Below are 25,347 nucleotides of genomic sequence, written 5' to 3' on the forward strand. Positions count from 1 at the left end.
CGTGGCGGGCGCTCAGACCGCCTGCAGCAGGCCGGTCTCGAGCGCGAACCAGACGAGCTGGGCGTCGGTCTCCATGCCGAGGATGCTCTTGATCTGGTAGTGGTTGTTGCGCACCGTCTTCTGGCTGATCGCCAGCTCCTCGGCGATGCGCTCGGCCGGCCAGCCACGGGCCAGCAGGCAGAGGATCTCGGTCTGGCGCGGGCTGAGATCCGAGAGGCCGGTGCCCATGCCCGAGATGCGGTCGCGGGCGATGGCCTCGATCACGTCCGGAGAGATCACCGTGCGGCCGTGCAGCGCGCCGAAGATCGCCTCGATCAGGGTCTTGGGGTCGCTCGACTTGGTGATGTAGCTGGTGGCGCCCGCCTTGATGGCCTTGAGCGCGAAGGCGGCGCTCAGGTGCATGGTGAAGACCACGATCCGGGCGCTGTCGTCGTATTGCCGGATGTGGCGCACGGCCTCGACGCCGCTGGCGCCGGGCAGGGTGACGTCCATCACCACCACGTCGGGTTGCAGGTCGCGGAACTGCGCATAGGCGCTGCGGGCGTCCTCGGCCTCGCCGACGATCTTCAGACCCGGCTGCAGATCGATGAGCCGCCGGTAGCCCTCGCGCACCACCGGGTGGTCGTCGACGATGATGACGCTGTACTCCTTCATGCCGCGCAGCGCCGCCGCGCGTCGGGCAGGGTCACGCGGATGCGCACGCCCCGGCCGGTGTCCTGCAGGCGCAGCGTCCCGCCCATGGCCTCGGTCCGCTCGGACATCCCCAGCAGCCCGTGCCCCGGCGCGCCGTCCTCCGCCCGCCCGCCGCCGTCGTCCTCGACGGTGAGCGCGATGCCGTCGCCCTCGGGGTGCAGCGTCACGTCCACCTGCGAGGGAGCGCCGTGGCGCATGGCGTTGGTCACGCATTCCTGCACGATGCGGTAGAGATCCAGCAGCACCGCGCCGCTCATCTCCGCCTCGTCGAGCGTGCTGTCGAGGGTCAGCCGGGCGCTGCTCTGGGCCTGCCAGCCCGAGAGCATCCCGCGCAGGCTTGCAATCAGCCCCACCTCGTCGAGATCCGGCGGACGCAGCCGGGCGAAGGCGCCGCGCAGGCAGGTCATCATGGCGCGGATGTTGGCGCCGATGGCGTCCGCATCCCGCGCCAGACCCGGGCTCCCCGGCGGCGCGGCGAGGCGGATCGAGGCCGCGAGCGCCGCGGTCGCGGTCAGCATCTGGCCGAACTCGTCGTGCAGGTCGCGGGCGAGCTGCCGGCGCTCCACGTCCTCGACCTCGATCAGGCGGCGGGTCAGGGCCCGGCGCGCCTCGGTGCCTGTGCGGAGCTGTTGCGCGAGCCGGTTGACCGCGTTGGCGATGAGCCGGAACTCCGCCGCGCCCGAGGCCGTCACCCGCGTGTCGAGATCGCCCTTGCTCAGCCGGTCGAGCCCGCGGACGATGCCGTCTACCGGCTTCAGCCGCGAATAGATCGCGATGGTCCCCAGCAGAAGCACCCCCGCGGCCATGCCCACCGTCTGCCAGAGCGCCAGCCGCACCCGCTGCCAGGCAAGCGTCGCGGCGGCGACCGGGTCGAAGCTCACCTCGATGCCGTAGACGCCGTCATGCGAGGCGCTGCCCGCGCCCGTTGCGCGCTCGGTCTCGCCGAAGATCCGCGTGACCGCCTTGCGGAAACCCTCGGGCGCGACCGGCCCGAAGACCTTCCAGCTGGCGCAGAGGCGGCGTTCGGTGATGAGCCGCTGCTCGAAGCGGATGCAGGTGCCCGGGGCCATCAGCCCCAGCAGCTTGATCGACGTCATCTCGGCATAGAGCGGCTCACCGGCGCGGGGCTCCATGTGGTAGTTGCGCTCGAGCACGTAGCCCGCGCGCGTCAGCGTGTTGCGGGTCATGCGGTCGGCGGTCTCATAGGCCCCGGCGGCGGCGAAGCCGATGGTGATCGCCCCCGCCACCAGCGTCACCAGCCAGAGCGTCAGAACCAGTCTCAGCCTGAGACTCATCGCAAGTCCTCCCCGGAACTTCCCCGCGTCCCGAGGATCGGGTAATCCGGCCGGTCTGTCTCGGGCAAATTGCCCGAGATTTCCGTATTTTCCGCGAAATCCTTTGCCTGACCGCACAGGCATGGCTTCATGGGGCGGGCAGAACGGGAGGAACGTATGGAGGATCTGTCACCCGCGGGGCCGCTGGCCGAGGCGGCGCAGCGCCTTGTCCGCAGCCTGGAGAGTGGGCTGATCGGCCAGTCCCTGCTGGTCGAGCGGCTGGTGATCAGCCTGCTGACCGGTGGGCACGTGCTGATCGAGGGCGCGCCGGGGCTGGCCAAGACGCGCTCGGTCCGGCGGCTCTCGGACGCGGTCGAGGGCAGCTTTGCCCGCATCCAGTGCACCCCCGATCTCATGCCCTCGGACGTGACGGGGACGCAGGTCTGGCGGCAGGACAGCGGCACGATGGAGTTCCTGCACGGTCCGGTCTTCCATTCCCTCGTGCTGGTCGACGAGATCAACCGCGCGCCGCCCAAGGTGCAGTCGGCGCTGCTCGAGGCGATGGCCGAGGGGCAGGTGACCAGCGGCGGCCTAGCGCGGCCGCTGCCCGAGCCCTTCATGGTGGTGGCGACACAGAACCCGCTCGAGCAGGAGGGCACCTTCCCGCTGCCCGAGGCCCAGCTCGACCGTTTCCTGTTCCACGTCCTGCTCGACCTTCCGGACGAGCAGACCGAGCTCGCGATCCTCGACCTCGTCGAGGGCGAGCTGCGCAGCCACACCGGCCACGCCGAGCCAAGCCTTACCCACGCGACACTGGCCGCCATGAAGGAAGAGGTGGTGCAGGTGCATCTCTCGCCCGCCTTGCGGCGCTACATCGTCGCGCTGGTGATGATGACGCGCACCGGGGGCAACGGCGTCGAGGTGACCGACCGCATCCGCCACGCGGTGAGCCCGCGCGGGACGCTGTCGCTGGCCGCGGCGGCGCGGGCGCGGGCCTGGCTCAACGGCCGCGATTACGCGGTGCCCGAGGACGTAAAGGCGCTGGCCTCGGACATCCTCTGCCACCGCATGGCGCCGACGTGGCGCGCGCAGGCGGCGGGAGAGACCTCGCGCGGGATCATGGCCGAGATCCTGTCGGCGGTGGAGCCGCTGTGAAAAGTGCCGCGCCGTCCGGGGCGCATCTGTCGCTCGACCGGCTGGTGGCGCTGGCCTCGGTCGCCGTGCCGATGGCGCATCACGGCCTGTCGCGGGGCAGGGTGGCCGGGCTTTCGGGCCCGCGCCGGGGCGAGGGCGGCGATCTCTACGACCTTCGGCCCTTCGTCGACGGCGACGACCGCCGCCAGATGGACCCCGCCGCCACCGCGCGCAGCGGGCGGCCGCAGCTGCGGCGCCGTCACGAGGAGGTCGAGCGCAGCCTGATGCTCGTGGTCGACATGCGCACGCCGATGCTCTGGGGCACGCGCGGGCGGTTCCGCTCGGTCGCGGCGGCGGAGGCGGCGGCGCTGGAGGGTTGGCGCTGGGTGCGCGCCAGTGGCCGCTGCGGCCTCGCGATCCTGCGCGAGGGCGGCATGGAGTGGCTGCCCGCGCGACCGCGGGAAGCGTCGATGCTGGAGATCGCGGGCGCGCTCGCCCGCACCCATGCCGAGATCCTGGCAGAGCCCGCAAACGCAGCGCGCACGCAGGTCGGGTCCGCAGATGTGCCGCGCCCGCTGGTGGAGACGCTGCCCGGGATCGCCGCGCGCCTCGCCTCGGGCACCGCGATCCTGCTCGCCACCGGGCTCGACACGCCCGGCGAGCGCTTCGGTCCCACCGTGACCGCGCTGGCCCGGCGCAACCCGCTGGAGATCCTGCTGGTGCAGGATGCGGTCGAAACCGCGCCCCCGCCCGGCACCTTCACCGCGCGCATCGGCGCGGCCCTGTCGCGGGGTCGGTTCGGGGCCTCGCCCTCGGCGGAGATGCTGTCAGAGCACGACATTCCATTCCGTCCCGTGCGGTGCGACCAGCCGGAGGAGCTGACCGCATGACCCCCGAAGAGCTCGTGTCACGGCTGGCACCGGTGCGCGTGCCCGAGGCCTTCGCCCGGTTCGGGGTGCAGGATGCGCTGGCCGTCGTGGCGCTGGGTCTGCTGGCGGGCGTACTGCTCTCGCTCGTGCTGCGCGCACTGACCCGGCCACGGCCCCGTGCCATCCACCGCGCCCGCGCCCGGATCGCGGTCTTGCAGGAGCTGTCGCCGCAGGACCGCATGGCGGGGCTCGCCCTGCTTTTGCGCGAGTTCGGCGAGGACGTCCCGCCTCAGGCCCGGGACGCCCTCTACGACCCGGCTGCCCCCGCTGATCCCGCCCCGCTCGAGGCCGCGATCCTTGTCGCTGCCCGGAGGCGGGGAGGATGAGTTTCGCCGTGCCATGGGTCTTCTGCCTGCTGCCGTTGCCGCTTCTGCTGCTGCGCCTCCTGCCGGCGCGCGCCGCCGCCAGTGGCGCGCTCACCCTGCCCCCGGCGCTCGCCATGGCTTTTCACCCGACCGCCGCAAACCCGGTACACCGCCACGCGCGGCTGATCGCGCTGGCCTGCGCCTGGGTCGCGCTCGTCGTGGCGCTTACGGGCCCACGGCAGGAACAGGTGCTCGACGTCGTGCCCGCCTCGGGCCGTGACATTGTCCTGGCGCTGGATCTCTCCGGGTCGATGGAGCGCGAGGATTTCGTGCTGGACGGCCGGACGGTGTCGCGCCTTGCCGCCGTGCAGGACGTCGCCGCGCAGTTCGTTCGCGGCCGCACCGGCGACCGCGTCGGGCTCGTGGTCTTCGGTGACCGTGCTTATGTTGCGGCGGCCCCGACCCACGATGTGGGCGCCGTTGCGCAGGTCATCGGAACCCTGCAGATCGGCGTCTCGGGCAAGGCCACGGCGATCGCCGACGGGCTCGGGCTCGCCATCCGCCGCCTGCGCGGGCGCGAGGCCGAGAGCCGCGTCATCATCCTGCTCTCGGACGGGCAGGACACCACCGGCGCGGTCGATCCGGTGGCCGCCGCGCAGGCCGCGCAGGAGCTGGGGATGCGGGTCTACACCATCGCGCTCGGGCCCGCCGATCTGGCCAGCAGCCCCGATGCGCGCGACGCGGTCGACAGCGAAACCCTGAGCCGCATCGCCGAGGCGGCGGGGGGCGAGACCTTCCGCGTGCGTTCGACCGAGGATCTCGAGGCCGTGACCCGCGCCATGGACCGTTTGGAGCCCAGCCTTGCGGACATGCCGCCGGTGCGGACATGGCGGCTTTACTGGCCATGGTGCGCGGCACTGGCGGTGGCCGCGCTCGCCGCGGCGCTGGTGCTGCACCTGCGGGAGACGGCATGACGCTGCCCGAGCTCATCCTGCTGCGGCCGCTCTGGCTGCTGGGCCTTCCGCTGGCGCTGGCCGCGGGCGTGGTCGTGGCGCGGCGGGCGGACGGTATGGCCGCGTGGCGCGCGGTGATCGACCCCGACCTGCTCGAGGCGATGCGGCACAGGGGGCAGGTCTCGCCGCCGCGCAGCGGACCCGATCCGTGGCTCATGGCGCTGTCGCTGGCTTTGCTCTGTACCGGGCTCGCGGGGCCCGCCAGCCGCGATCCCGACGCGCCGGTGCTGCGCAACCGCGACGCGCTGATGGTCCTTTTCGATCTCTCGCCCTCGATGACCGGGGGCGGCGGTCTCGACGATGCGCAGGCCGCGGTCTCGCTGCTGATCGACCGGGGCGAGGCGCGTCCCACTGGGCTCATCGTCTATGGTGGCGAGAGCTTTCTCGCCAGCGTGCCTTCCGAGGATCCGCAGATGCTGCAGGGCATGATCGCCGTGGCGGATGCCGAGACCCTGCCGGTGGGCGGCAGCCGTCCCGACCGGGCGCTGACCATGGCGCGGGGCATCCTGCGCGATGCCGCGTCGCTGGCGCCCGACGTGGTGCTGGTTTCGGATGGCGGCGGCATGGGGCCGGTTGCGGAGGATGTCGCGCGACAGATGGCGACGGACGGCGTGCGGATCTCGGGCATCTTCGTGCCGCAGGAGGCGCCGGCCTACGGTCTCCCCGACGCGCGCCCGGGGGCCTTGCAGGCCGTGGTCGCGGCGGGTGGCGGTGCTATGGTGAGCGCGTCCGAGGTTGCCGCCATCGACGCGCTGCTCCCCGCCCGGCGCGGGCCCGAGCGCGACGCGGCAGACCTGCGCGCATTGCAGTACCGCGACCTCGGGCCGTGGCTGGCGGCGCTGGCGCTTCTGCCGCTGGCGCTGCTGTTCCGGCGGAGGCAGGCATGAGGTTGCGTCTCGTCACCCTCGCGGCGCTCGCCTGTGCGCTGGCTGCCGGCCCGCAGGCGTGGGGCAAGCTCGCGTGGCAGGCGGGGTTTCCCGCCCTCGCGGTGCCGCTGATCAGCGACCCGGCGGCGCGGGCGGCGGTACTCTATGACGCCGGGCGCTATGCCGAGGCCGACGCGGCCTTCGCCGCCGTGGGGCGCAGCGCCACCTATGACCGCGGGTTGTCGCTTGCCGCGACCGGGGAGCACGCGCTTTCGGTCGCTTATTTCGACGCAGTGCTCTTCGCCAACCGCTACGACGCCGAGGCCCGCCACAACCGCGACACGGTGGCGGCGCTGGTGCCGCCGGTGGTGGGCGAGGCGATGGGGCATGGCCGCATCGAGGCGATGCTCTCGGAGGCGGGTGTCCATACTGTGGCCTTCGACCCGGACGCGCCGGACAAGCGGATCGTCGAGACCGAGCTCGACCCGCAGCGGGAGTCGAACCGGCGCCCGGTGACCGGGGATCGCTCTGCCGCCGCCGACGGCGCGTGGATCGACTCGCTCGACGACACGCCGGGCGCCTACCTCAAGGCCCGGATCGCCGCCGAGATGGAGCGCCGCCGCACCACGGGCGAGGCCCACAAGGAGGAGACGGACCCGTGGTGAGACTTCTGCTGCTCCTGCTGGTGCTCGCCGGGTCCGCTGCGGCACAGGACCGAGACAAGGCGCGGCTGGAGCTTGTGCTCGACCCGCGTGAGGCCGCGCCGCTCGCGGGCGAGATGGTGCTCGCGACCCTGCGCGGCATCTACCGGCAGAACATCACCCGCGAGGAGGTGAAGCTGCGCCCGATGACGGATTTCGACTGGGTTCGGCTCGGGCTTGACAGCTGGACCGAAGAGCGCATCGACGGGTTGCCCGCGCGGGTGTTCGAGCGGCGCCTCGCCTTCTACCCGCGCCGGGACGGCACGCTCGAGATCCTGCCCATCGCGCATCGGCTCGAGGTGCTGGGCGCGGGCGGAAAGCGCGAGACGGTCATCGTGCGCTCCGACCCGGTCACCCTGACCGTGGCGCCGGGCCCTGCCGCTGCGGGGCAGCCATGGTTGCCGCTGCGCGCGCTCGAGCTGTCGGAGAGCTGGGACACCGACCCCGCGAGGTTGGCAGACGGCCAGAGCGCCACACGGCGGATCGTGTTGCGCGCCTTCGGCGCGACGCCCGAGATGATGCCGCAGCAGCCGGTCCTGCGGCAGCCGTGGCTCATCAGCTTCGCGCCGCCGGAGGAGCGGAATTTTCAGGTGACGCCGGAGGGGCCGGTCTCGACCGTGGTCTGGACGTGGAAACTGCGTCCGATCACCGGCGAGCCGGGGGTGATCCCGCCGGTGACGATCCCGTGGTTCGACACAGGGTCCCGGACGCCCGAGACCGCGACGATCTCCTCCGCCTCCATCGGCTACGCCAGTTTCTCGGACAACGCCGCCGCGCGCTGGCAGAGCCTCGGGGGCGGGGGTTGGCCGGTGTGGGCGCTGTCGGGCCTCGCGGCGCTGGTCGTCGTCGCGCTGTCGCTCCGCGACCGCGTCCCCGAGACCGGTTTGCGCCGGAGATGGCAGCGGCGCAGGCTGCTCCGCCGCCTGCGTGGGCACGTCCGTGCCCGGGACGCTGCGGGTGCGCGGCGGACCGCCTCGCGCCTGTTGGAGGGGATGCCGCCGGTTGGCGAACGACAGCGGCTGAGGCTTCTACGCCCGGCGGACGACCTGCTCTATCGCGAGGGCACGGGCGGGAGCCTCGAGCTCATGTACCGCGAGACCCGTGACGCGGTTCTGCGCCGGCCGCCCGGTCAGTCGGTCGGCTCATAGGGCAGGGCGGCGCGGCGCAGGCTGATCAGGGCGCTGAGCGCCGAGGCCCCGGCTGCGAAGGCAAGGCCCAGCCGGGGCACGCTCTCGTCGGGCAGCAGGGCGAACATGATCGACATGGCGAGCCCGCCGATGGTCTGCCCCAGCAGCCGGGCGGTGCCCTGGCTGCCCCCGGCGGCTCCGGCGCGCGCCCGCGGCACCGCCAGCAGCATGTTGCGGTTGTTGGGCACCTGAACGAAGCCGAAGCCCGCGCCCGCCAGCATCAGGCAGGCCAGCACCGGCACAAGCTCGGTGGCCCAGACGGCGGCCAGCCCCAGCCCCACGGCCATCGCGATGCCGCCGAGCGTGCAGAGCCGCGCCGTATCCACCTGGTCCGCGAATCGCCCGGCGATGGGACCCGCCAGCGCCAGCGTCAGCGGCCAGGCGGTCATCGCCAGCCCGACCGACATCGCCGGCAGCCCGAAGCCGTGCTGGAACAGGAACGGGAGGGCGACGAAGCTCGACATCTGGGCCGCGAAGATCGAGGTCGAGGCCATGGTCGAGAGCCGGAACGAGGGTTTGCGCAGCAGGTCGAGCGGGATCACCGGCGTCTCGCTGTGCCATTCGCGGCGGATCAGCACGGCAAAGGTCAGCACGCTCAGCGCCACCATGGACCAGCCCTGAAGCGCGTCGGTGGCGACCCGGCCCGCGCCCAGTACCAGCAGCGCGAAGGCCAGCGCGTTCAGCCCCATGGCGATCACGTCGGCCTTGCGGCCATTGCCGCTCGGCCCGATCAGCGCCACCGAGGCGGCGAGCACCACGAGCCCCACCGGCACGTTCACGGCAAAGAGCCACGGCCAGCTTCCGACCGAGAGGATGGCGGCACCGATGGCCGGTCCGAGCGCCGAGGCCAGCGCCACCACCATAGAGTTGAAGCCGATGATCGTGCCGACCATCCGCGCCGGCAGGCTGTGGCGCAAGAGCGCGATGGTCAGCGACATGATCGGCGCGGCGCCGAGCCCCTGCAGCACCCGCGCGGCGATCAGCCAGTTGATCGTGGGCGCCAGCGCGCAGAGCGCCGAGGCCAGCGTGAAGACCGTGACGCCGATGGTGAAGAGCCGCTTCGGCCCGACGGCCTCGCCGAGGAACGCCATCGGCAGCAGCGCCATGACGAGCACCAGCTGGTAGGCCGTCACCACCCAGACCGTCTGCGACGTGGGAGCATCCAGCTCTGCGGTGATCGTCGGCAGGGCGACATTGGCGATGGCGCCGTCGAGCACCACCAGCAGCAGGGTCACGAGCAGCGCGAAGATCGCGAAATAGCGGCGGGGGGCGGGCAGGCCGTCCTCGAAGCGAGCCACGTCCTGCGCCGTCGGATCGGCATGTGTCATGGGAAATCCTTCACGTCCTGCCGCAGATCTATCACGCCCACGACCATGCGGAAGACGCGTGCATTACATTGAATTGCTGCACGGGACGCCATGTCCCGTCTGGCGGCAGAGGAGCTACGGGGCTAGGCTTGGGCCATGGATGGACGCGATCTGAACCTTCTGCGGGCGCTCGACGCCCTGCTGGACGAGGGCAGCGTGGTCGATGCCGCGCGGCGGCTCGGCCTCTCGGCCTCGGCCATGAGCCGGACGCTTGCACGGCTGCGCGACGCCACCGGCGATCCGCTGCTGGTGCGGGCAGGGCGGGGGATGGTGCTCACCCCGCACGCCGAGGCGCTGCGCGAGCGCGTCCCCCACCTTGCCGCCGAGGTCGAGGCGGTGCTGCGCCCGGCCGAGACCACGCTCGACCCGGAGAGCCTGCAGCGCGATTTCGTCATCCGCGCCAACGACGGGTTCATCGCGGCCTACGGCGCGACGCTGCTGAGGCTGGTGCGCGAGCGGGCGCCCGCGGTGCGCATCCTCTTCGTCCAGAAGGACGCGAGCCCGGCCCGCGCCCTGCGCGACGGGCTCTGCGACCTCGAGCTCGGCATCCTGCGTGACACCGCGCCCGAGCTGAAGGTGCAGCGCCTGCTGACCGATCACTTCGTGGGCGTCGTCCGCGCCGGACACCCGCTCGCGGGGCAGGACATCACCGCCCGCGATTTCGCCGAGAGCGACAGCATCGTCTCGATCCTGCACCAGCCCGCCGATTTCACCCATGTGGTCGACCGGGCGCTGGCCGGGATCGGCCTCAAGCGGCGGCGGACCTTCCAGGTGCCGTCCTTCCTCGTGGCGCTGTCGATGGCGCAGCAGAGCGACCTCGTGGCGGTGGTGCCGCAATCCTACGCCCGGATGGAGCGCCGCCGCATGGCAGCGCTCGGCCTGCCGGGCCCGGAGATCTTCGAACTGCCCTTCGACACGGGCGAGATCGTGATCTCGCTGATCTGGCATCCGCGCATGGACAGCGACCCGGCCAACCGCTGGCTGCGCGAGCTGGTCCGCGAATGCACTCGGCTGGTGGGGCAGGACGAGATCGCCGCATAGAGCGCGCGCGTCGGGGGCTCGTTCGGCCCGCCACGAACATCGGCACAAAGCTTGCGCCGGTGTGGGCGAGATCATTCTGACAAATGACGGGTTAAGAGCCTGACAGACGTGATGTCAACGAAACCGAGGAAGCCCTCTGCGGTCTTGTCGCAGCGGCTGGCGACACGGAGGCGGTTCTTCAACTTGTTGAATCACCGTTCAACCAGGTTGGGTAGGTGTTAAGTCCCGGCATCTGGTGGATCGATTCATCTTGAACCCGATCCACCAGATGCCGGGACTGAGCAATTGCTAGGGCGCGAAAATGCGGACCCCGCCCGCGGAAAGATATGTCGCAAGCCCGCGGTCCGGAGCTCGGTCACTGACCAGGGTATCCATCTCGTCAAATCGTGCCACGACGTCCAGCTGCGTGAGCCCGAACTTGCTCGCGTCGATGAGGAAACGGCAGGCCGCCGATTGCCGCATCATCGTGCGCTTGACGGCGGCAAACCCCTCGACGGCCTCGGTCGCCCCCACTTCGCTGAGGCCTGCCGCCCCGAGGAAACAGGCGTCCACGTGGTAGCGGGAGAGGTAGTCACAGGTGTCGATGCCAACGACGGCGGCTTCCTTGGGCAGATATTGGCCCGGCGCGAGGATCACGCGCACGCCGGCGCTCTGGCCGAGGATCATGCCGATCTGCAGGCTGTTGGTGATCGCGGTGACGCGGGTCTCGGCAAAGGCGAGCAGCCGGGCGAAGACCATGGTCGTCGACCCCGCGTCGATCATGATCGTCTCGCCGTCGCGCACCAGCGACGCGGCAAGGCCGGCGAGGCGTTCGCGCTCCACGACACGCTCCTGTCGGCGTTCGTCGAGGTCGCGATGCGCGCCGGGATGGGTTGCCGAGGCCCCGCCATGGGCGCGCTCCAGCAAGCCCCGGCGCTCCAGATCGCCCATGTCGCGGCGCACGGTTTCCGTGGTCACGCCGAAGAGCGTCGCGAGCTCGGCAACCCGGACATGGGGCCGGAGCTTGAGCTGCAGCAGGATCTGCTCGTGCCGCTCGTGCTTCTTCAGGCGATGTTGTGCGCCCGGCTGCTCCATCCCTGATCGGGCCCCGCTTGTTGCATCCTGAAGTTTGAATATCGCAGACAATTACGACAGATTTGTTGCATAACCAACATAAAGGTGATGTGATCCCGCTGGACTGGCCGGAGGACGAAGGGGCCAGACGCACATAATGCCCTTTGGGAGGAGGACATCACCATGCTTAGGCACACCACGAGTCTGCTCGTGTCGCTGGCCCTGTCGGTCGGTGCGGCATTCGCTCAGGAAGAAACCGCGGCGCTCGACAGCCAGTACACCGACGCCGACGGTGACCTGGTCGCCGACGCGCCGACGGAGGCGGGCGACCTGAAGGATCCCGACACCCTGGTCTTTGCCTATACCCCCGTCGAGGACCCGGCCATCTACGAGGACATCTGGGAGCCGTTCATCTCGCATCTCGAAGAGGTCACCGGCAAGGACGTGCAATTCTTCGCGGTGCAGTCCAACTCGGCCGAGGTCGAGGCGATGCGCTCGGGCCGCCTGCACATTGCGGGCTTCTCGACCGGGCCCACGCCTTTCGCGGTGAACCTCGCAGGGGCGGTGCCCTTCGCGATCATGGGGGCCGACGACGGGCAGTTCGGCTACAAGCTGCAGATCTATACCCAGGCCGACAGCGACATCAAGGAAGTGCCCGATCTTGCCGGCAAGCGCATCGCGCATACCTCGCCGACCTCGAATTCGGGCAACCTCGCGCCGCGGGCGCTGTTCCCGGATCTCGGCGTGGTGCCCGACGAGGATTACGAGGTGGTCTATTCGGGCAGCCATGACCAGTCGATGCTGGGGGTTGTCGCCGGCGACTACGACGCCGCGCCCGTCGCTTCGGAAGTGGTCGATCGCATGGCCGAGCGCGGGCTCTACGATCCCGCCGAGGTGCGCATCGTCTGGGAGAGCGATCCCTTCCCGACGACATCCTATGCCTATGCCCATGACCTGACGCCGGAACTGAAGGAAAAGATCGAGGAGGCGTTCTTCAGCTTCGACTTCGCCGGCACCGCTCTTGGCGAGGAGTTCACCGGGGTCAGCAAGTTCATCCCGATCACCTACAAGGATCAGTGGAAGGTCATCCGCCAGATCCAGAAGGCGAACGGCGTCGAGTATACACCGGCCGGCCTTGCTGCAGAGTGACCTGCAAAGACCGGAGCCGGTGCCTCGTGCCCGGCTCCGGCATGGAGTCTCCACATGTTGAAGATCACCGACCTGGTCAAAAGCTACGGCGGCGGCGCGCCGGTGCTGAAGAACCTCGACCTGACCATCGAGGGGGAAAGCGTGGTGTCGATCATCGGCTCCTCAGGGGCCGGGAAATCCACCCTGCTGCGCTGCATCAACCGCCTGGTCGAGCCTACCTCGGGCAGCATCGTGCTGAACGGCACCGAGCTCACCTCTCTCAAGGGCCGCCAGCTGCGCGCCGCGCGGCGCAAGATCGGCATGGTCTTCCAGGGGTTCAACCTCGTCGACCGGCTGACGGTGATGGAGAACGTGCAGTCCGGGCGACTGGGGTACATCTCGACCTGGGCGGCGATCATGCGGCGCTACCCCAAGGAGGACATCCGCCGCGCCTACGAGCTGATGGAGCGCGTCGGCATCGCGCAATACGCCAACACGCGCGCCGACCAGCTGTCGGGCGGCGAGCGTCAGCGCGTCGGCGTGGTCCGGGCGCTGATGCAGGAACCCGAGATCCTGCTGGCAGACGAGCCCACCGCCTCGCTCGATCCCAAGACGTCCGAGCAGATCATGGGGCTGCTGCGCGACCTCGCGGGCGAGTTGAAGCTGCCGGTGCTGATCAACATCCACAACGTCACCGAAGCCAGGAAATACACCGACCGCATCGTCGGCATGCGCTTCGGACGGATCATCTTCGATGACCTTCCAGATGCGCTCGACGAGGAGGCGATGGAACGGATCTATTCCGGCAGCCCCCATGCCGACCGCGGCGGCGACCTGCGGGAGGCGTCATGAGCCAGCATCCCGACACCTGGCGCAAGCCGCCCTTCATCGCCAACGCGCTGCTTCGCTGGGCGGTCTACCTTGGCGCACTGGCCTATTTCGGCTGGGTCGCGGCCACCATGCCGATCGACTGGGCGCGGGTCGCCCAAGGCATCGAGCGGGCCGGGCGCATCTTCGGCGGGGCCTTTCCCCCGAGCTTCGAGCGCGGCGGCCTGCTGATCGACGGCTTCCTGGAAAGCCTGAAGATCGCCATCCTCGCCACCGTCGGCGGCGTCGCCCTGTCGATCCCCATCGCCTTCATGGCCGCGCGCAACGTCGCGCCACTGCCGGTTTTCTACGCCGGACGGGCGATCATCATCATCGCCCGCAGCTTTCATCCGGTCATCGTTGCGATCATCTTCGTCAAGGCGGTCGGCTTCGGACCCTTCGCCGGCGTGCTGACACTGGTGGTCTATTCCATCGGCTTCGTCGCCAAGATGCTGGCCGAACGGATCGAGGAGATCGACTTCGGCCAGGTGGAGGCGATGCGCGCCGCCGGGGCGCCCTACCTCTCGACGCTGGTCTACGCGATCTTCCCGCAGATCATGCCGCGGCAGATCGGGCTGACCATCTATCAACTCGACTCGAACCTGCGGGCCTCGGCGGTGGTCGGCATCGTCGGCGCCGGCGGCATCGGTGCGACACTGGCCAATGCCTTCGGGCGCTACGACTATGATTTCGCGCTCGCCATCACCATCGTCATCGTGGCCGTGATCCTCGTCTCCGAGGCGATCAGCGGCCAGATCAGGAAGCGCATCGCATGACCGGCATCTCCGAGCAGTTCGGGCGCGAAGACTGGTCGCGCCATACGCCGAAGGAGAAGGCCCGGCGCTTCGGCATCTTCGCGGTCTGTGCCCTGGCGGTGTTCTGGGCGCTTGGCTCGATCGAGATCATCTGGGCCTGGGTCTGGGATTCTCCGAGCCAGATGGCCGATCTCTTCGGACGCATGTATCCGCCCGACACCAGCAATCTCGGGTCCATCCTGCGGGTGCTGTGGGAGACTGTGAACATTGCCACCTTCGCCACCGCGCTGGCGGTGATCGTCTCGCTGCCGGTTGCCTATATCGCGGCGCAGAACACCACGCCCAATCGCGGTACACTCTGGCTCGGGCGGCTGATCCTCGTCAGCTCGCGGTCGGTCAACACGATCATCTGGGCGCTGCTCTTCGTCGCGATCTTCGGGCCCGGCATCGTCGCCGGTGTCGTGGCGATCATGTTCCGGTCCATCGGTTTCATCGGCAAGCTGCTGGGCGAGGCGATCGAGGAAATCGACACGCGCCCCGTTGAGGCGCTGGAAGCGACGGGCGCATCGCGCTTCAAGGTCATCGCCTATGCCATCGTGCCGCAGGTCATGCCGACCTTCTGGGCCGTGGCGATCCTGCGCTGGGACATCAACCTGCGCGAGTCGACAGTGCTGGGACTTGTCGGTGCGGGCGGCATCGGGATCATTCTGCAAGGGGCCATCGACACGTTCAACTGGCCCGAGGCGGCGACCGTCCTGCTCGCCATCCTCGCGCTTGTGGTGCTGGGCGAGATCGTCTCGGCCTTCCTGCGTCGCCGCATCCTGTGAGCGGGGGGCGCGGCAGGGAGGCGGCGGCCGCCTTCGAGGCCTATCTCGGCGTGCGGTCCCGCCTCCCTGCTGCCGGGTTCGGCAGAGGTTGGCAATCGGCGGAAAGCCTGGCCGAGATCGCCGGGCCCTTCGATCTCGTGCTGCTCGATGCATACGGGGTACTGAACGTTGGTGACTCTCCGATCCCGGGCGCGGCGGAGGCCATCGCCGCGCTCCGGGCGGCTGGAAAGTCGGTGGCGGTGGTGTCCAATTCCGCCGCCTATCCAAAGCGGGTGATGATGCAGCGCTACGCCAGGCTCGGCTTTGACTTCGCGCCAGAGGAAGTGGTGACCAGCCGCGAAGCGCTCCTGGCGCATCTGGCGCGCGCGCCGCGCCTGCGATGGGGCGCGATGATGAACCCCGACTATGGAATGGAGGACTTCGAGAGCATCGACGTGAGCTTCCTGGGTGACGATCCCGCGGCCTACGCCGCGGCTGAGGGGTTCCTGCTGGTCGGAACGGATGGATGGACAGAGACCCGCCAGAGCCTGCTGGAGGCCGCGTTGCGCGCTCATCCGCGCCCGGTCGTGGTCGGTAACCCTGACATCGTCGCCCCGCGCGAGACCGGCCTGTCGCTCGAACCGGGGCATTTCGCACATCTCCTCGCCGATGCTGCCGGTATCGCACCGGTCTTTCTCGGCAAGCCTTTCGCCGAGATCTACAGGCTCGCCCTGCATCAACTCGCGCCGAAGCCCGCGCCCGAGCGGGTGCTGATGGTCGGGGACACCTTGCACACGGACATTCTCGGCGGCCGCCAGATGGGCTTCGCGACCTCGCTGGTCACCGGGCACGGCGCGCTTGTCGGGCTCGATCCGGCAGAGGCGATCCGACGATCGGGCATCGTTCCGGATTTCGTCATCCGAAGCATCGGGACAGCACCCTGCCCTGGCTGAGCTCGATCAGATCCCGCCGGTCGCAACAAATGCCGCGCCAAACGATACCTGATTTGAGGCCATCCGCTTCAAGGGGCCTGGTGGAGCGTTGCTGTAGAGGCTCCTGCCGCGTGTTGGCCTGAGCCATACGTTGCGCTCCCTGACCGGGGGCATCCCGATCTCGATCCAGAGGGGCGGGGAGATCGGCGTGATGGAGGCCTGCGGTACCGACATGCCCTTCGAAGCAGATCTGGCGGAGGGACACCTTCCTCGCGAAGGTGAGCCGCTTGTGCTTGCCCTATGAGGTGCCAAAGATGGCGATTCAGCCGACGCATCGCGGTGAGATCATCGCCACGGTCCAATGCGGGTGTCACAGGTCCGGGGTCTGTGACCCCGACGCCTTCAAAGGCGATACGGCTCAGCCGCCCATCTTCGCGCCACGGTACCAGGTGACGATCTGCCGGCGGGCGTCTTCGTCCATCTGGATAGCGTTGGGGGGCGGCATCGAATGGGTCCGGCCCGCCTGCATGTAGATCTGCTCGGCGTGGCGCGCGACGTCGGCCTCGGTTTCCAGCACCACGCCCTTTGGAGGCCAGTGCAGACCTTCCCAGGACGGCTCGCGCCCGTGGCACATCGAGCAGTTGCCGACCACCGCGAAATAGGCGTCCTCGAAGCCCTCGGCCGATGCGAATTTCTCCTCGATCGGCGTCAGGGCGCGGGCTTCGCTCTCTTCGTAGCTGTCGATGCCGGGCACGGTGGACAGCCAGGCGATCAGCACCATGATCACGGCGGTCACGGGCCAGGTCCAGGTCGGTCCCTTGCCGGTGCGGTGCATGGTGTTGAAGTAGTGGCGGATCGTCACGCCGGTCAGGAAGATCAGGCAGGCGATGATCCAGGCGAACTGCGTGCCGAAGGCCAGCGGATAGTGGTTCGACAGCATCAGGAAGACCACCGGCAGCGTCAGGTAGTTGTTATGGGTCGACCGCAGCTTGGCAATCTTGCCGTATTTCGCGTCGGGCTTGCGCCCGGCCTTGAGATCCGCGACCACGATGCGCTGGTTGGGCATGATCTGGAAGAATACGTTGCCGGTCATGATCGTCGCGGTGAAGGCCCCGAGATGCAGCAGCGCCGCGCGGCCGGTGAAGATCTGGTTGTAGCCCCAGCTCATCGCCACGAGGATGGCGAAGAGCAGCAGCATCAGCAGCGTCGGGCGCTCGCCGAGGCTGGATTTGCACATGAAATCATAGGCCAGCCAGCCGATGGTCAGCGAGCCTCCGGAAATCAGGATGGCCTGCCACAGCGCGAGATCCGCCTTGGTCGGGTCGATCAGGAAGAGCTCGCCTCCCACCCAGTAGACGATCATCAGCAGCGCCGCGCCCGACAGCCAGGTCGTGTAGCTCTGCCATTTGTGCCAAGTCAGGTGTTCGGGCATCTGCGCGGGCGCCACGAGGTATTTGACCGTGTGGTAGAAGCCGCCGCCGTGGACTTCCCATTCCTCGCCATAGGCGCCGTCGGGCAGGGCCTTGCCGGGCTTGAGCATCAGGTCGAGCGCGATGAAGTAGAACGATGCGCCGATCCAGGCCATTGCGGTGATGACGTGCAGCCAGCGGACGCAGAAGGCGATCCAGTCCCAGATAATGGCCATGTCGTACATGTAGATGCTCCCTCAGGTGGCGTTCGAGATACCCTATCGCAGCCGAGTTTGTTCTGGTATTTCTGGAATTCCCAAACAGTATCAAATAAAGTCGAATAATGTCCTATTTCGACAACATCCGCACCTTCGTCCGTGTCTACGAACTGGGCAGCATGTCTGCGGCGGGGCGGGACCTGCGCATTTCCTCGGCGGTGACCTCGTCGCGAATCTCGCAATTGGAAGAGCGGCTCGGCGTGCGGCTGTTCCAGCGCACCACGCGCAGCCTGTCGCCCACCGAACATGGCAAGAGCTTCTATCGTGGCGCGACCGAAATCCTCGAAGCGGTGGAAAGCGCCGAGGCGAAGATCGTCAATGTCACCGAGAAGCTGAAGGGCTCGCTATACGTGGCGGCACCGCTGGGGGTGGGGCGGCGGCTGATCGCGCCACAGGTGCCCGATTTTCTTGCGGAATACCCCGAGGTCAGCGTGCGTCTGCGGCTGACCGACCGCAAGGTCGACCTGACGACCGAGGGGCTGGACCTGTCCTTCTTCCTTGGCCAGCCCGAGGACAGCACGCTGCGGATCCGCAAGATCGCCGATGTGGAGCGGCTGCTCTGCGCCGCACCCTCCTATATCGCCCGTCGCGGCATGCCCGCGGATGGCGACGCGCTGATACGGGACGGGCATGAGTGTCTGAACCTGCGGTTTCCAGGCGCTCAGGAATTCCAGTGGCGGCTCGAGACACCGGAGGGGCCGCGCCGCTTCGCCGTCACCGGTCGCTACGAGAGCGACGATGGCGACGTGCTGACCGATTGGGCGCTGTCGGGGCAGGGGATCGTGATGAAGCCGCGTTTCGAGGTCGCCGAGCACCTCGCCTCGGGCGCGCTGGTCGAGGTCGCTCAGGCAAGCCCGCCGGAACCGATCCAGATGGCCTGCCTGTTCAGTCACCGGCGGCAGCAGGATCCGAAGGCGCGCATCTTCATGGAGTTCATGATTTCGCGCATCTCGGACGCCTTTGCCGGGACGAGCCCGGTTCAGGAACCGCGGTAGGTCGAATAGCCGAACGGTGAGAGCAGCAGCGGCACGTGGTAGTGCGCGTCGGGATCTGACATGCCGAAACGGATCGGCACCTGGTCGAGGAAGAGCGTGTCGCCCTCGGCCTGACCTGTCGCGCGCAGGTAGTCGCCGGTCTGGAAGACCAGCTCGTAGGTGCCGGTCCTGAACTGCTCGGCGGCGAGGATCGGGGCATCGGTGCGCCCGTCCGCGTTGGTCATGCTCTCGGCGATCTTGTCGCGCGAGCTTCCCGAGACCCGGTAGAGCAGGATCGTGATGCCCTCGGCGGGCGTCCCGCGGGCGGTGTCGAGAACGTGGGTGGTGAGGTATCCGGTCATGCTGGGCTCCTGCGTTGCTGCCAGTCGTGTCGCCGTTTTTCTACCCCCGACAGTCGCGTGCTCGCAAAGCGACAGTTGCCGAAGGCTCTTTCGTATTCTTTTTGACAATGGTTCCGCATTTTATCGCTTACCAATAGGCCAAAGCGGAGGTTTGGATTTGCAACGCTATCCCAGAGACATGGCCGGTCACGGCCCCGACATGCCCGATGCCCGCTGGCCCAACGGCGCGAAGATCGCGGTTCAGATCGTGGTGAACTACGAAGAGGGCGGCGAGAACAACATCCTGCACGGCGACGCCGCGTCCGAGGCATTCCTGTCCGAGATTACCGGCGCCCAGCCCTGGCCGGGCCAGCGGCACTGGAACATGGAGACGATCTACGAGTACGGAAGCCGGGCCGGGTTCTGGCGGCTGCAGGGTCTTCTGACCGACATCCTCGGCAAGGGCGGCGTGACCGTCTACGGCGTCGCCACCGCACTGGCGCGCGCGCCGCAGCAGGTGAAGGCGATGCGGGAGGCCGGCTGGGAGATCGCCAGCCACGGCCTCAAGTGGGTCGAGCACAAGGACATGTCCCCCGAGGAGGAGCGCGTCCAGATCCGCGAGGCGATCCGCCTGCACACCGAGGTGACGGGCAGCACACCGCGCGGCTGGTACACCGGCCGCTGCTCGATGAACACCGTCGATCTGGCCGCCGCGGAGGGGGATTTCGCCTATATTGCGGACAGTTACGCCGATGATCTGCCCTATTGGGTGAAGGCGGGAGGCAGGGACCAGCTGATCGTGCCCTACACGATGGATTGCAACGACATGCGCTTCGCGATCCAGGCGGGCTTTACCGATGGCGCGCAGTTCGAGGGTTACCTGAAGGACAGCTTCGACATGCTCTACGCCGAAGGCCAGCGGGGCAGGCCGAAGATGCTGTCCATCGGGCTGCATTGCCGCCTGGCGGGCCGCCCGGGCCGGGCCATCGCGCTGAGGCGGGCGCTGGAGCATATGGCCGGGCACGAGGGTGTCTGGTTCGCAACCCGCGAGGAGATCGCCGATCATTGGGCGAAGGCCCATCCGCCCAAGGCCGGCCCGCGCCCGTCGCAGATGGATCGCGGGAGCTTCGTCGAGGCCTTCGGCGGTGTGTTCGAACATTCGCCGTGGATCGCCGAAGGCGCGCATGCGCTCGAACTGGGGCCGCATCACGACAGCGCCACGGGTGTCCACAACGCGCTGGCGCGGGTGTTCCGCGCGGCCACGGACGAGCAGCGCCTTGGCGTGCTGACCGCGCACCCCGATCTTGCCGGCAAGCTTGCCGCCGCCGGGCGGTTGACTGCCGAATCCACCGCCGAGCAGGCGGGGGCGGGGCTCGACATGCTCACCGACGAGGAACGCGCGAACTTCCAGCAGCTCAACGCGGAGTACGTCGCCCGCCACGGCTTCCCCTTCATTATCGCGGTGAAGGACAACACCAAGGCCTCGATCCTCGAAGCGTTCCACCGCCGCATCGGCAACGACCGCGCCACCGAGTTCGCCGAGGCCTGCCGTCAGGTGGAGCGCATCGCCGAGCTGCGCCTGGCCGAGAAGCTGGACGCATGACGATCCGCATCCAGCCGCTGACCGCCGACGTCTTCGCCTCCTTCGGCGAGGTGCTCGACACCGCAGGTGCGCCGGACAAGGTGATCAACCAGGGGCTGTGCGGGCGCTACCACGACCGCGCCACGCTGGACTTCCCCGAAGGCGGCCGCGCCGGGATCAGCCTGTTTCAGGCCGAGCTGCGCGCGCTGCCGTACCGGCTCGAGATGATGGAACGCCACCCGCTGGGCAGCCAGGCCTTCCTGCCGATGTCGATGGACGGCTTTCTGGTCATCGTGGCGCCCGATGAGGATGGCCGGCCGGGAACGCCGCGCGCCTTCGCGTCCCGGCCGGGGCAGGGCATCAATTTCCACCGCAGTACCTGGCACGGCGTCCTGACGCCGCTCTCAGGCTCCGGCCTCTTTGCCGTGATCGACCGGATCGGCGACGGGGACAACCTGCAGGAGCACTGGTTCAAGAAGCCTTACACGATCGAATGAAAAAGGGCGGTCGGAAAAGGAGCCGGCACCCGCATCCATAGGGAGACGACAATGGCTGACACATCTCTTGGCACACCCGAGCAGTTGCGAGACCCGAACTACACCCCCCCTCTGATCCAGGCGGTGCCACTGGGCATCCAGCATGTGCTGGCCATGTTCGTATCCAACGTGACGCCGGCGATCATCGTTTGCGGGGCGGCGGGCTTCGGCTTCGGCTCCAACAGCCCGGACTTTCCGCAGATGATCTACATGATCCAGATGTCGATGTTCTTCGCCGGCATCGCGACGCTGTTCCAGTCCATCGGCTTCGGCCCGGTGGGTGCCCGGCTGCCGATCGTGCAGGGCACCAGCTTTGCCTTCATCCCGATCATGATCCCGCTGGTGGCGGGCAAGGGTGTCGACGCGGTCGCGGTGCTGATGGGCGGCATCGTCGTGGGAGGGCTGTTCCACGCGACGCTTGGCCTCTTCATCGGGAAGCTGCGCTTTGCGCTGCCGCCGCTGGTCACCGGCCTTGTTGTGACGATGATCGGTCTCGCGCTGGTCAAGGTCGGCATCCAGTATGCGGCGGGCGGCGTGCCGGCCATCGGCACGGCGGAATACGGCTCGGGCCTCAACTGGCTGATGGCCGGGACGGTGATCATCGTCACGCTGGGGCTGAAGTTCTTCGCCCGCGGGATGCTCTCGGTCTCGGCGGTGCTGGTCGGCCTGCTGGCGGGCTACGTGCTGGCCTTCGCGCTGGGGCAGGTCAGCCTTGGCAATGTCGGCACAGCCGCGCCCTTCGCGCTCCCGAACCCGCTGCATTTCGGGATCGAGTTCTCGACGGCTGCGATCATCGGCTTCTGCGCCATGTCCTTCGTGTCGGCGGTCGAGACCGTGGGCGACGTCTCGGGCATCACCAAGGGCGGTGCGGGCCGCGAGGCCACCGACCGCGAGATCCAGGGCGCGACCTTCGCGGACGGTCTCGGCACCGCGGTCTCGGGCCTGTTCGGCGCGCTGCCCAACACCTCGTTTTCGCAGAACGTCGGGCTGATCGCCATGACCGGGGTGATGAGCCGCACCGTCGTGACCATCGGGGCGCTGTTCCTGATCCTCTGCGGGCTGGTGCCGAAGATCGGCGCGGTGATCTCGTCGGTGCCGATCGAGGTGCTGGGAGGCGGTGTCATCGTGATGTTCGGCATGGTGGTCGCCGCGGGCATCTCGATGCTGTCGGATGTGCACTGGAATCGCCGCAACATGGTGATCTTCGCCATTGCACTGTCGCTTGGCCTCGGTCTGCAGCTTGAGCCGGACGCGCTGCAATATCTGCCCGGGACGATGAAGGTCCTGGCCACCAGCGGCATCCTGCCGGCCGCGCTGATCGCGATCATCCTCAACCTCGTGCTGCCCGAGGAACTGGCCGCCGAGAGCACCGAGGAAGTCTCGGGCGGCATGTCCGGCAACAAACGGGGCAGCCTGCCCGGCGAGTGATCGCCCGCGCTGCGCCTCTGCAGACCCCCGGCCGTCGCGCCGGGGGTCTTTTTGTGTCGCCCGCGCATAAAACATTACCCGCCGGTACGGGTTCTCGTGACGTCGCGCCCTGTGTTCGGGTCCGGGTCGGCCCCGGGCGCCGGATGGCCTGCGCGCCGAGGGCCGGCCTAGCGCGGAGAAATGGCCACGCGACGAAACGGCCGGGGGCACGACATCCTTTGGCTCGTGTCCTGCGCGACCCATGGTCCCGCCTCGGGAGGGAGGCTGCACGGTCGCAGCGCCGCGTCCGCGGGTCGGTGTTGCCTGCCGCAGGACGCATCGGGATCGCCAGCGCCCGCACATGCCAAGGCCCCGGGCAGCGTGTCCGGGGCCTTGGCGTCGATAGGGTCCGTGTCCGCCTTCAGCCTGAAGCGCGGCGTGGCGCTGCGCGGATGATCACTCGCCGGGCAGGCCGCCCTCGGGCGGGGCGGCGCATCCTTCTTGCGCCGCGGTGTGCCAGTTCGGCGGTCAGAAATCCACCTCGATGGCGATGCCCTTCTCGACCGCCAGATCGACCACGGCGGCAGCGACCGCGAGGTCCTGCAGGCCGACGCCGGTGCCGTCGAAAAGGGTGATCTCCTCGGCGGAACGGCGCCCGGGGTGTGCGCCGTTGATCACCGCGCCGAGCTGCGCAATGTCCGCCTCGCGGATGAGCCCCTGCGCCACCGCATGCTGCGCCTCGCCGATGGAAACCGATTGCGAGACCTCGTCGGTGAACACCGCTGCCTTCGCCAGCAGCGCAGGCGCGACCTCCTGCTTGCCCTTGGTGTCGGTGCCCATGCAGGCGATGTGGGTGCCGGGTGCGACATGCTCTTCCATGAGGATCGCGTCGAAGGAGGAGGTGATCGAGATGATCACATCCGCAGCGCGCATCCCCTCCAGCTCGACCGCCTCGAAGGGCAGGCCCGCCTCGGCCGCGACCTTCTCGAGGTTGGGCAGCATCTCGGGGTGCAGGTTCCAGCCGATCACCTTGTCGAAATCGCGCTGCTCGAGCGCGGCGCGCAGCTGGAAGGTCGCCTGGTGGCCAGCGCCGACCATGCCGATCACCTTTGCATCCTCGCGCGCGAGGTGCCGGATCGACACGGACGAGGCAGCGGCGGTACGCAGCGCTGTCAGAAGATTGCCGCCGACCATGGCCTTTGCCTTGCCGGTGTCCGGATCGAACAGGAACACCGTGGACTGGTGGTTGATCATCCCGCGCTTCTCGAGGTTGTGCGGCCAGTAGCCGCCGGCCTTGAGCCCCAGCGTCAGGCCAGCGCGGTCGAAGCCGCCCTTGAACCCGTAGAGCGCATCCTCGTGGCCGATGGCCTCGCGCACGACGGGGAAGTTGTAGGCGTCACCGGCGGCCATGGAGGCGAACACCTGTTCTACAGCGGAAAAGGCGGCCTCGCGGGTCATCAGGTCGGCGATCTCGCGTTCGGGAACGATGAGCATGGGCTCTCCTTGCAAAGAAAAGACACCCGCGCGCCGGGTGGTCAGTGGAGCGCGCGGGCGAGCCTGCCGGGACGGTCGGACCGGGCAGCGTCAACGTGGGGGAGGGGGCTCAGTAGGCCTTGCCGCGTGCCGAGACCGGCCACAGCGTCTCGACCTTGCCGCCGCGCACCCCGACGTACCAGTCGTGGACATTGGCGGTGGGATCGCAATGGCCCGGCACCAGCTTCAGCTTGTCGCCGACCTTGAGCACGCCCTGCGGGTCCGAGATCACGCCGTGCTCGTCCGAGCACTTGACGTATTCGACATCGGTGCGCCCGAAGATCACCGGCAGTCCGCTGTCGACCGACTGTGCCTTGAGACCGGCGTCGCAGATCGCCTTGTCCGCCTTGGCGTGGCTCATCACCTGGGTGAGGATCAAGAAGGCATTCTCCCACTCGCCGTTGTCGATGCGGTTGCCATCCTTGTCGCGGATACGGCCGTAATCGGCATCCATGAAGGCGTAGGAGCCACATTGCAGCTCGTTGTAGACGCCCGAGTTGCTCTCGAAATAGTAGCTTCCGGTGCCACCGCCAGAGACCAGCTCGGGCTTCAGCCCGACCGCCTCCAGCCCCGCGACGGCCTCCTTCACCTGCGCGATGGCCGCGTTCAGCTTGTCGCGCCGCGCCTCGTAGCTGTCGAGATGCTGCATCGCGCCCTGATAGGCCTGGATGCCGGTGAACCGGAGCCCCTCGGCGGCGTCGATGGCCTGCGCGATCTCGACCACCGCCTCGGCCGTGGTCACGCCGCAGCGTCCGGCGCCGCAGTCGATCTCGACGAAGCACTCGAGCGTGGTGCCGTGGCGCTGCGCCGCCTGCGACAGCTCGGCGACATTTGCGAGGTCGTCGACGCAGACAATGATCTTCGCGCCGAGCTTCGGCAGCCGCGCCAGCCGGTCGATCTTCTGCGGATCGCGCACCTGGTTGGACACGAGCACGTCCTTGATGCCGCCGCGCACGAAGACCTCGGCCTCCGAGACCTTCTGGCAGCACACGCCGATGGCGCCGCCAAGCCGCATCTGCAGCTTCGCCACGTCCACGGACTTGTGCATCTTGCCGTGCACGCGGTGGCGCATGCCATGGGCGCGGGCGTAGTCGCCCATCTTGCGGATGTTGCGCTCGAGCGCGTCGAGATCGAGCACCAGGCAGGGGGTCTGGATCTCTGCGGCATCCATCCCGGGCAGCGCCGGCACGTCATAGCCGACCTCGAGTTTGTCGAAAGTCACGGGTGCATTCATGG

At 68.7% G+C, this 25,347-nt stretch carries 25 protein-coding genes and 1 pseudogene; 17 read left to right on the forward strand and 9 right to left on the reverse strand.

Annotation, left to right across the window (positions count from 1 at the left end; all coding sequences use genetic code 11):
- Nucleotides 1-12: 12 nt before the first annotated feature.
- Together BLQ77_RS12625 and BLQ77_RS12630 are read right to left on the reverse strand one after the other, a co-directional pair.
- On the reverse strand, nucleotides 13-654 hold the full coding sequence (locus BLQ77_RS12625; RefSeq protein WP_089959594.1) for a response regulator transcription factor: 642 nt from the start codon (nucleotides 652-654) through the stop codon (nucleotides 13-15).
- Complete coding sequence (locus BLQ77_RS12630; protein ID WP_089959596.1) at nucleotides 651-1,988, reverse strand: ATP-binding protein; 1,338 nt, start codon at nucleotides 1,986-1,988, stop codon at nucleotides 651-653. Before BLQ77_RS12630 ends, BLQ77_RS12625 begins: the two co-directional genes overlap by 4 nt.
- Before the next feature lie 156 nt (nucleotides 1,989-2,144).
- On the opposite strand from BLQ77_RS12630, the gene BLQ77_RS12635 reads away from it, so the two are divergent.
- The 7 genes from BLQ77_RS12635 to BLQ77_RS12665 are packed head-to-tail and all read left to right on the forward strand — an operon-like array spanning nucleotide 2,145 to nucleotide 8,063.
- The gene (locus BLQ77_RS12635) at nucleotides 2,145-3,122 is read left to right on the forward strand and encodes an AAA family ATPase (RefSeq protein ID WP_089959598.1); all 978 of its coding nucleotides are present in this window, start codon (nucleotides 2,145-2,147) and stop codon (nucleotides 3,120-3,122) included.
- Nucleotides 3,119-3,991 (forward strand): DUF58 domain-containing protein, encoded by an 873-nt coding sequence (locus tag BLQ77_RS12640; protein WP_089959601.1) that lies wholly within the window; start codon nucleotides 3,119-3,121, stop codon nucleotides 3,989-3,991. Before BLQ77_RS12635 ends, BLQ77_RS12640 begins: the two co-directional genes overlap by 4 nt.
- Entirely contained in the window at nucleotides 3,988-4,356 is a 369-nt protein-coding gene (locus BLQ77_RS12645) for a hypothetical protein (RefSeq protein ID WP_089959603.1), read from the forward strand. Before BLQ77_RS12640 ends, BLQ77_RS12645 begins: the two co-directional genes overlap by 4 nt.
- Nucleotides 4,353-5,309, forward strand: a complete 957-nt coding sequence (locus BLQ77_RS12650) for a VWA domain-containing protein (RefSeq protein ID WP_089959605.1) — start codon at nucleotides 4,353-4,355, stop codon at nucleotides 5,307-5,309. Before BLQ77_RS12645 ends, BLQ77_RS12650 begins: the two co-directional genes overlap by 4 nt.
- Entirely contained in the window at nucleotides 5,306-6,235 is a 930-nt protein-coding gene (locus tag BLQ77_RS12655; protein ID WP_089959607.1) for a vWA domain-containing protein, read from the forward strand. Before BLQ77_RS12650 ends, BLQ77_RS12655 begins: the two co-directional genes overlap by 4 nt.
- The gene (locus BLQ77_RS12660) at nucleotides 6,232-6,879 is read left to right on the forward strand and encodes a hypothetical protein (protein ID WP_089959611.1); all 648 of its coding nucleotides are present in this window, start codon (nucleotides 6,232-6,234) and stop codon (nucleotides 6,877-6,879) included. The genes BLQ77_RS12655 and BLQ77_RS12660 overlap by 4 nt, the downstream gene beginning before the upstream one ends.
- A complete protein-coding gene (locus BLQ77_RS12665; RefSeq protein WP_089959614.1) occupies nucleotides 6,873-8,063 on the forward strand; it encodes a BatD family protein in 1,191 nt (396 codons plus the stop codon). The genes BLQ77_RS12660 and BLQ77_RS12665 overlap by 7 nt, the downstream gene beginning before the upstream one ends.
- On the opposite strand, the gene BLQ77_RS12670 is transcribed toward BLQ77_RS12665, so the two are convergent.
- Nucleotides 8,045-9,430, reverse strand: coding sequence for an MFS transporter (locus tag BLQ77_RS12670; RefSeq protein WP_089959616.1), 1,386 nt, complete (start codon nucleotides 9,428-9,430; stop codon nucleotides 8,045-8,047). The genes BLQ77_RS12665 and BLQ77_RS12670 overlap by 19 nt on opposite strands.
- Nucleotides 9,431-9,565: 135 nt before the next feature.
- Between BLQ77_RS12670 and BLQ77_RS12675 the strand changes: the two genes are divergently transcribed.
- Complete coding sequence (locus BLQ77_RS12675) at nucleotides 9,566-10,510, forward strand: LysR family transcriptional regulator (RefSeq protein ID WP_008888259.1); 945 nt, start codon at nucleotides 9,566-9,568, stop codon at nucleotides 10,508-10,510.
- Between the two features lie 71 nt (nucleotides 10,511-10,581).
- On the opposite strand, the pseudogene BLQ77_RS12680 reads toward BLQ77_RS12675, so the two are convergent.
- A pseudogene (locus BLQ77_RS12680) lies at nucleotides 10,582-10,725 on the reverse strand (IS5/IS1182 family transposase); the annotation flags it as partial.
- Nucleotides 10,726-10,798: 73 nt separating this feature from the next.
- Complete coding sequence (locus tag BLQ77_RS12685; RefSeq protein WP_089959619.1) at nucleotides 10,799-11,584, reverse strand: DeoR/GlpR family DNA-binding transcription regulator; 786 nt, start codon at nucleotides 11,582-11,584, stop codon at nucleotides 10,799-10,801.
- Nucleotides 11,585-11,746: 162 nt separating this feature from the next.
- Here BLQ77_RS12685 and phnD point away from each other — a divergent pair, with 162 nt between their 5' ends.
- From phnD to BLQ77_RS12710, 5 genes are read left to right on the forward strand one after another with little or no spacing between them, the layout of a single operon-like run.
- Nucleotides 11,747-12,712 (forward strand): phosphate/phosphite/phosphonate ABC transporter substrate-binding protein, encoded by a 966-nt coding sequence (gene phnD, locus BLQ77_RS12690; protein ID WP_089959621.1) that lies wholly within the window; start codon nucleotides 11,747-11,749, stop codon nucleotides 12,710-12,712.
- Nucleotides 12,713-12,766: 54 nt separating this feature from the next.
- Nucleotides 12,767-13,543: a phosphonate ABC transporter ATP-binding protein gene (phnC, locus tag BLQ77_RS12695; RefSeq protein WP_008888152.1), complete on the forward strand. Its 777-nt coding sequence runs from the start codon at nucleotides 12,767-12,769 to the stop codon at nucleotides 13,541-13,543.
- On the forward strand, nucleotides 13,540-14,334 hold the full coding sequence (gene phnE / locus BLQ77_RS12700) for a phosphonate ABC transporter, permease protein PhnE (protein WP_089959623.1): 795 nt from the start codon (nucleotides 13,540-13,542) through the stop codon (nucleotides 14,332-14,334). Before phnC ends, phnE (BLQ77_RS12700) begins: the two co-directional genes overlap by 4 nt.
- Nucleotides 14,331-15,140 (forward strand): phosphonate ABC transporter, permease protein PhnE, encoded by an 810-nt coding sequence (gene phnE / locus BLQ77_RS12705; RefSeq protein ID WP_089959625.1) that lies wholly within the window; start codon nucleotides 14,331-14,333, stop codon nucleotides 15,138-15,140. The genes phnE (BLQ77_RS12700) and phnE (BLQ77_RS12705) overlap by 4 nt, the downstream gene beginning before the upstream one ends.
- On the forward strand, nucleotides 15,137-16,072 hold the full coding sequence (locus tag BLQ77_RS12710) for an HAD-IIA family hydrolase (RefSeq protein ID WP_089959627.1): 936 nt from the start codon (nucleotides 15,137-15,139) through the stop codon (nucleotides 16,070-16,072). Before phnE (BLQ77_RS12705) ends, BLQ77_RS12710 begins: the two co-directional genes overlap by 4 nt.
- A 397-nt stretch (nucleotides 16,073-16,469) precedes the next feature.
- Here BLQ77_RS12710 and BLQ77_RS12715 read toward each other — a convergent pair whose 3' ends face one another.
- A complete protein-coding gene (locus BLQ77_RS12715; RefSeq protein WP_089959629.1) occupies nucleotides 16,470-17,705 on the reverse strand; it encodes a urate hydroxylase PuuD in 1,236 nt (411 codons plus the stop codon).
- A gap of 98 nt (nucleotides 17,706-17,803) precedes the next feature.
- Between BLQ77_RS12715 and BLQ77_RS12720 the strand changes: the two genes are divergently transcribed.
- Nucleotides 17,804-18,733, forward strand: coding sequence for a LysR family transcriptional regulator (locus BLQ77_RS12720; protein ID WP_089959631.1), 930 nt, complete (start codon nucleotides 17,804-17,806; stop codon nucleotides 18,731-18,733).
- Here BLQ77_RS12720 and uraH read toward each other — a convergent pair.
- Entirely contained in the window at nucleotides 18,718-19,074 is a 357-nt protein-coding gene (gene uraH, locus BLQ77_RS12725; RefSeq protein WP_089959634.1) for a hydroxyisourate hydrolase, read from the reverse strand. The genes BLQ77_RS12720 and uraH overlap by 16 nt on opposite strands.
- Before the next feature lie 157 nt (nucleotides 19,075-19,231).
- Between uraH and puuE the strand changes: the two genes are divergently transcribed.
- Genes puuE through BLQ77_RS12740 form a run of 3 tightly spaced genes read left to right on the forward strand, consistent with a single transcriptional unit; the run spans nucleotide 19,232 to nucleotide 22,599 of the window.
- Nucleotides 19,232-20,656: an allantoinase PuuE gene (gene puuE, locus BLQ77_RS12730; RefSeq protein ID WP_089959636.1), complete on the forward strand. Its 1,425-nt coding sequence runs from the start codon at nucleotides 19,232-19,234 to the stop codon at nucleotides 20,654-20,656.
- On the forward strand, nucleotides 20,653-21,132 hold the full coding sequence (locus BLQ77_RS12735) for an ureidoglycolate lyase (RefSeq protein WP_089959639.1): 480 nt from the start codon (nucleotides 20,653-20,655) through the stop codon (nucleotides 21,130-21,132). Before puuE ends, BLQ77_RS12735 begins: the two co-directional genes overlap by 4 nt.
- Nucleotides 21,133-21,183: 51 nt before the next feature.
- On the forward strand, nucleotides 21,184-22,599 hold the full coding sequence (locus BLQ77_RS12740) for a uracil-xanthine permease family protein (RefSeq protein WP_089959640.1): 1,416 nt from the start codon (nucleotides 21,184-21,186) through the stop codon (nucleotides 22,597-22,599).
- Between the two features lie 507 nt (nucleotides 22,600-23,106).
- Here BLQ77_RS12740 and bhcD read toward each other — a convergent pair.
- Both bhcD and bhcC read right to left on the reverse strand, forming a co-directional pair.
- Nucleotides 23,107-24,072 carry an iminosuccinate reductase BhcD gene (gene bhcD / locus BLQ77_RS12745; protein WP_089959643.1) on the reverse strand — a complete coding sequence of 322 codons (966 nt, stop codon included), beginning with the start codon at nucleotides 24,070-24,072 and terminating at the stop codon, nucleotides 23,107-23,109.
- A gap of 109 nt (nucleotides 24,073-24,181) precedes the next feature.
- Nucleotides 24,182-25,345, reverse strand: coding sequence for a 3-hydroxy-D-aspartate aldolase BhcC (gene bhcC, locus BLQ77_RS12750; protein WP_089959645.1), 1,164 nt, complete (start codon nucleotides 25,343-25,345; stop codon nucleotides 24,182-24,184).
- Nucleotides 25,346-25,347: the final 2 nt, after the last annotated feature.

The organism is Salipiger thiooxidans, from assembly GCF_900102075.1.
GTDB classification, from domain to species: domain Bacteria; phylum Pseudomonadota; class Alphaproteobacteria; order Rhodobacterales; family Rhodobacteraceae; genus Salipiger; species Salipiger thiooxidans.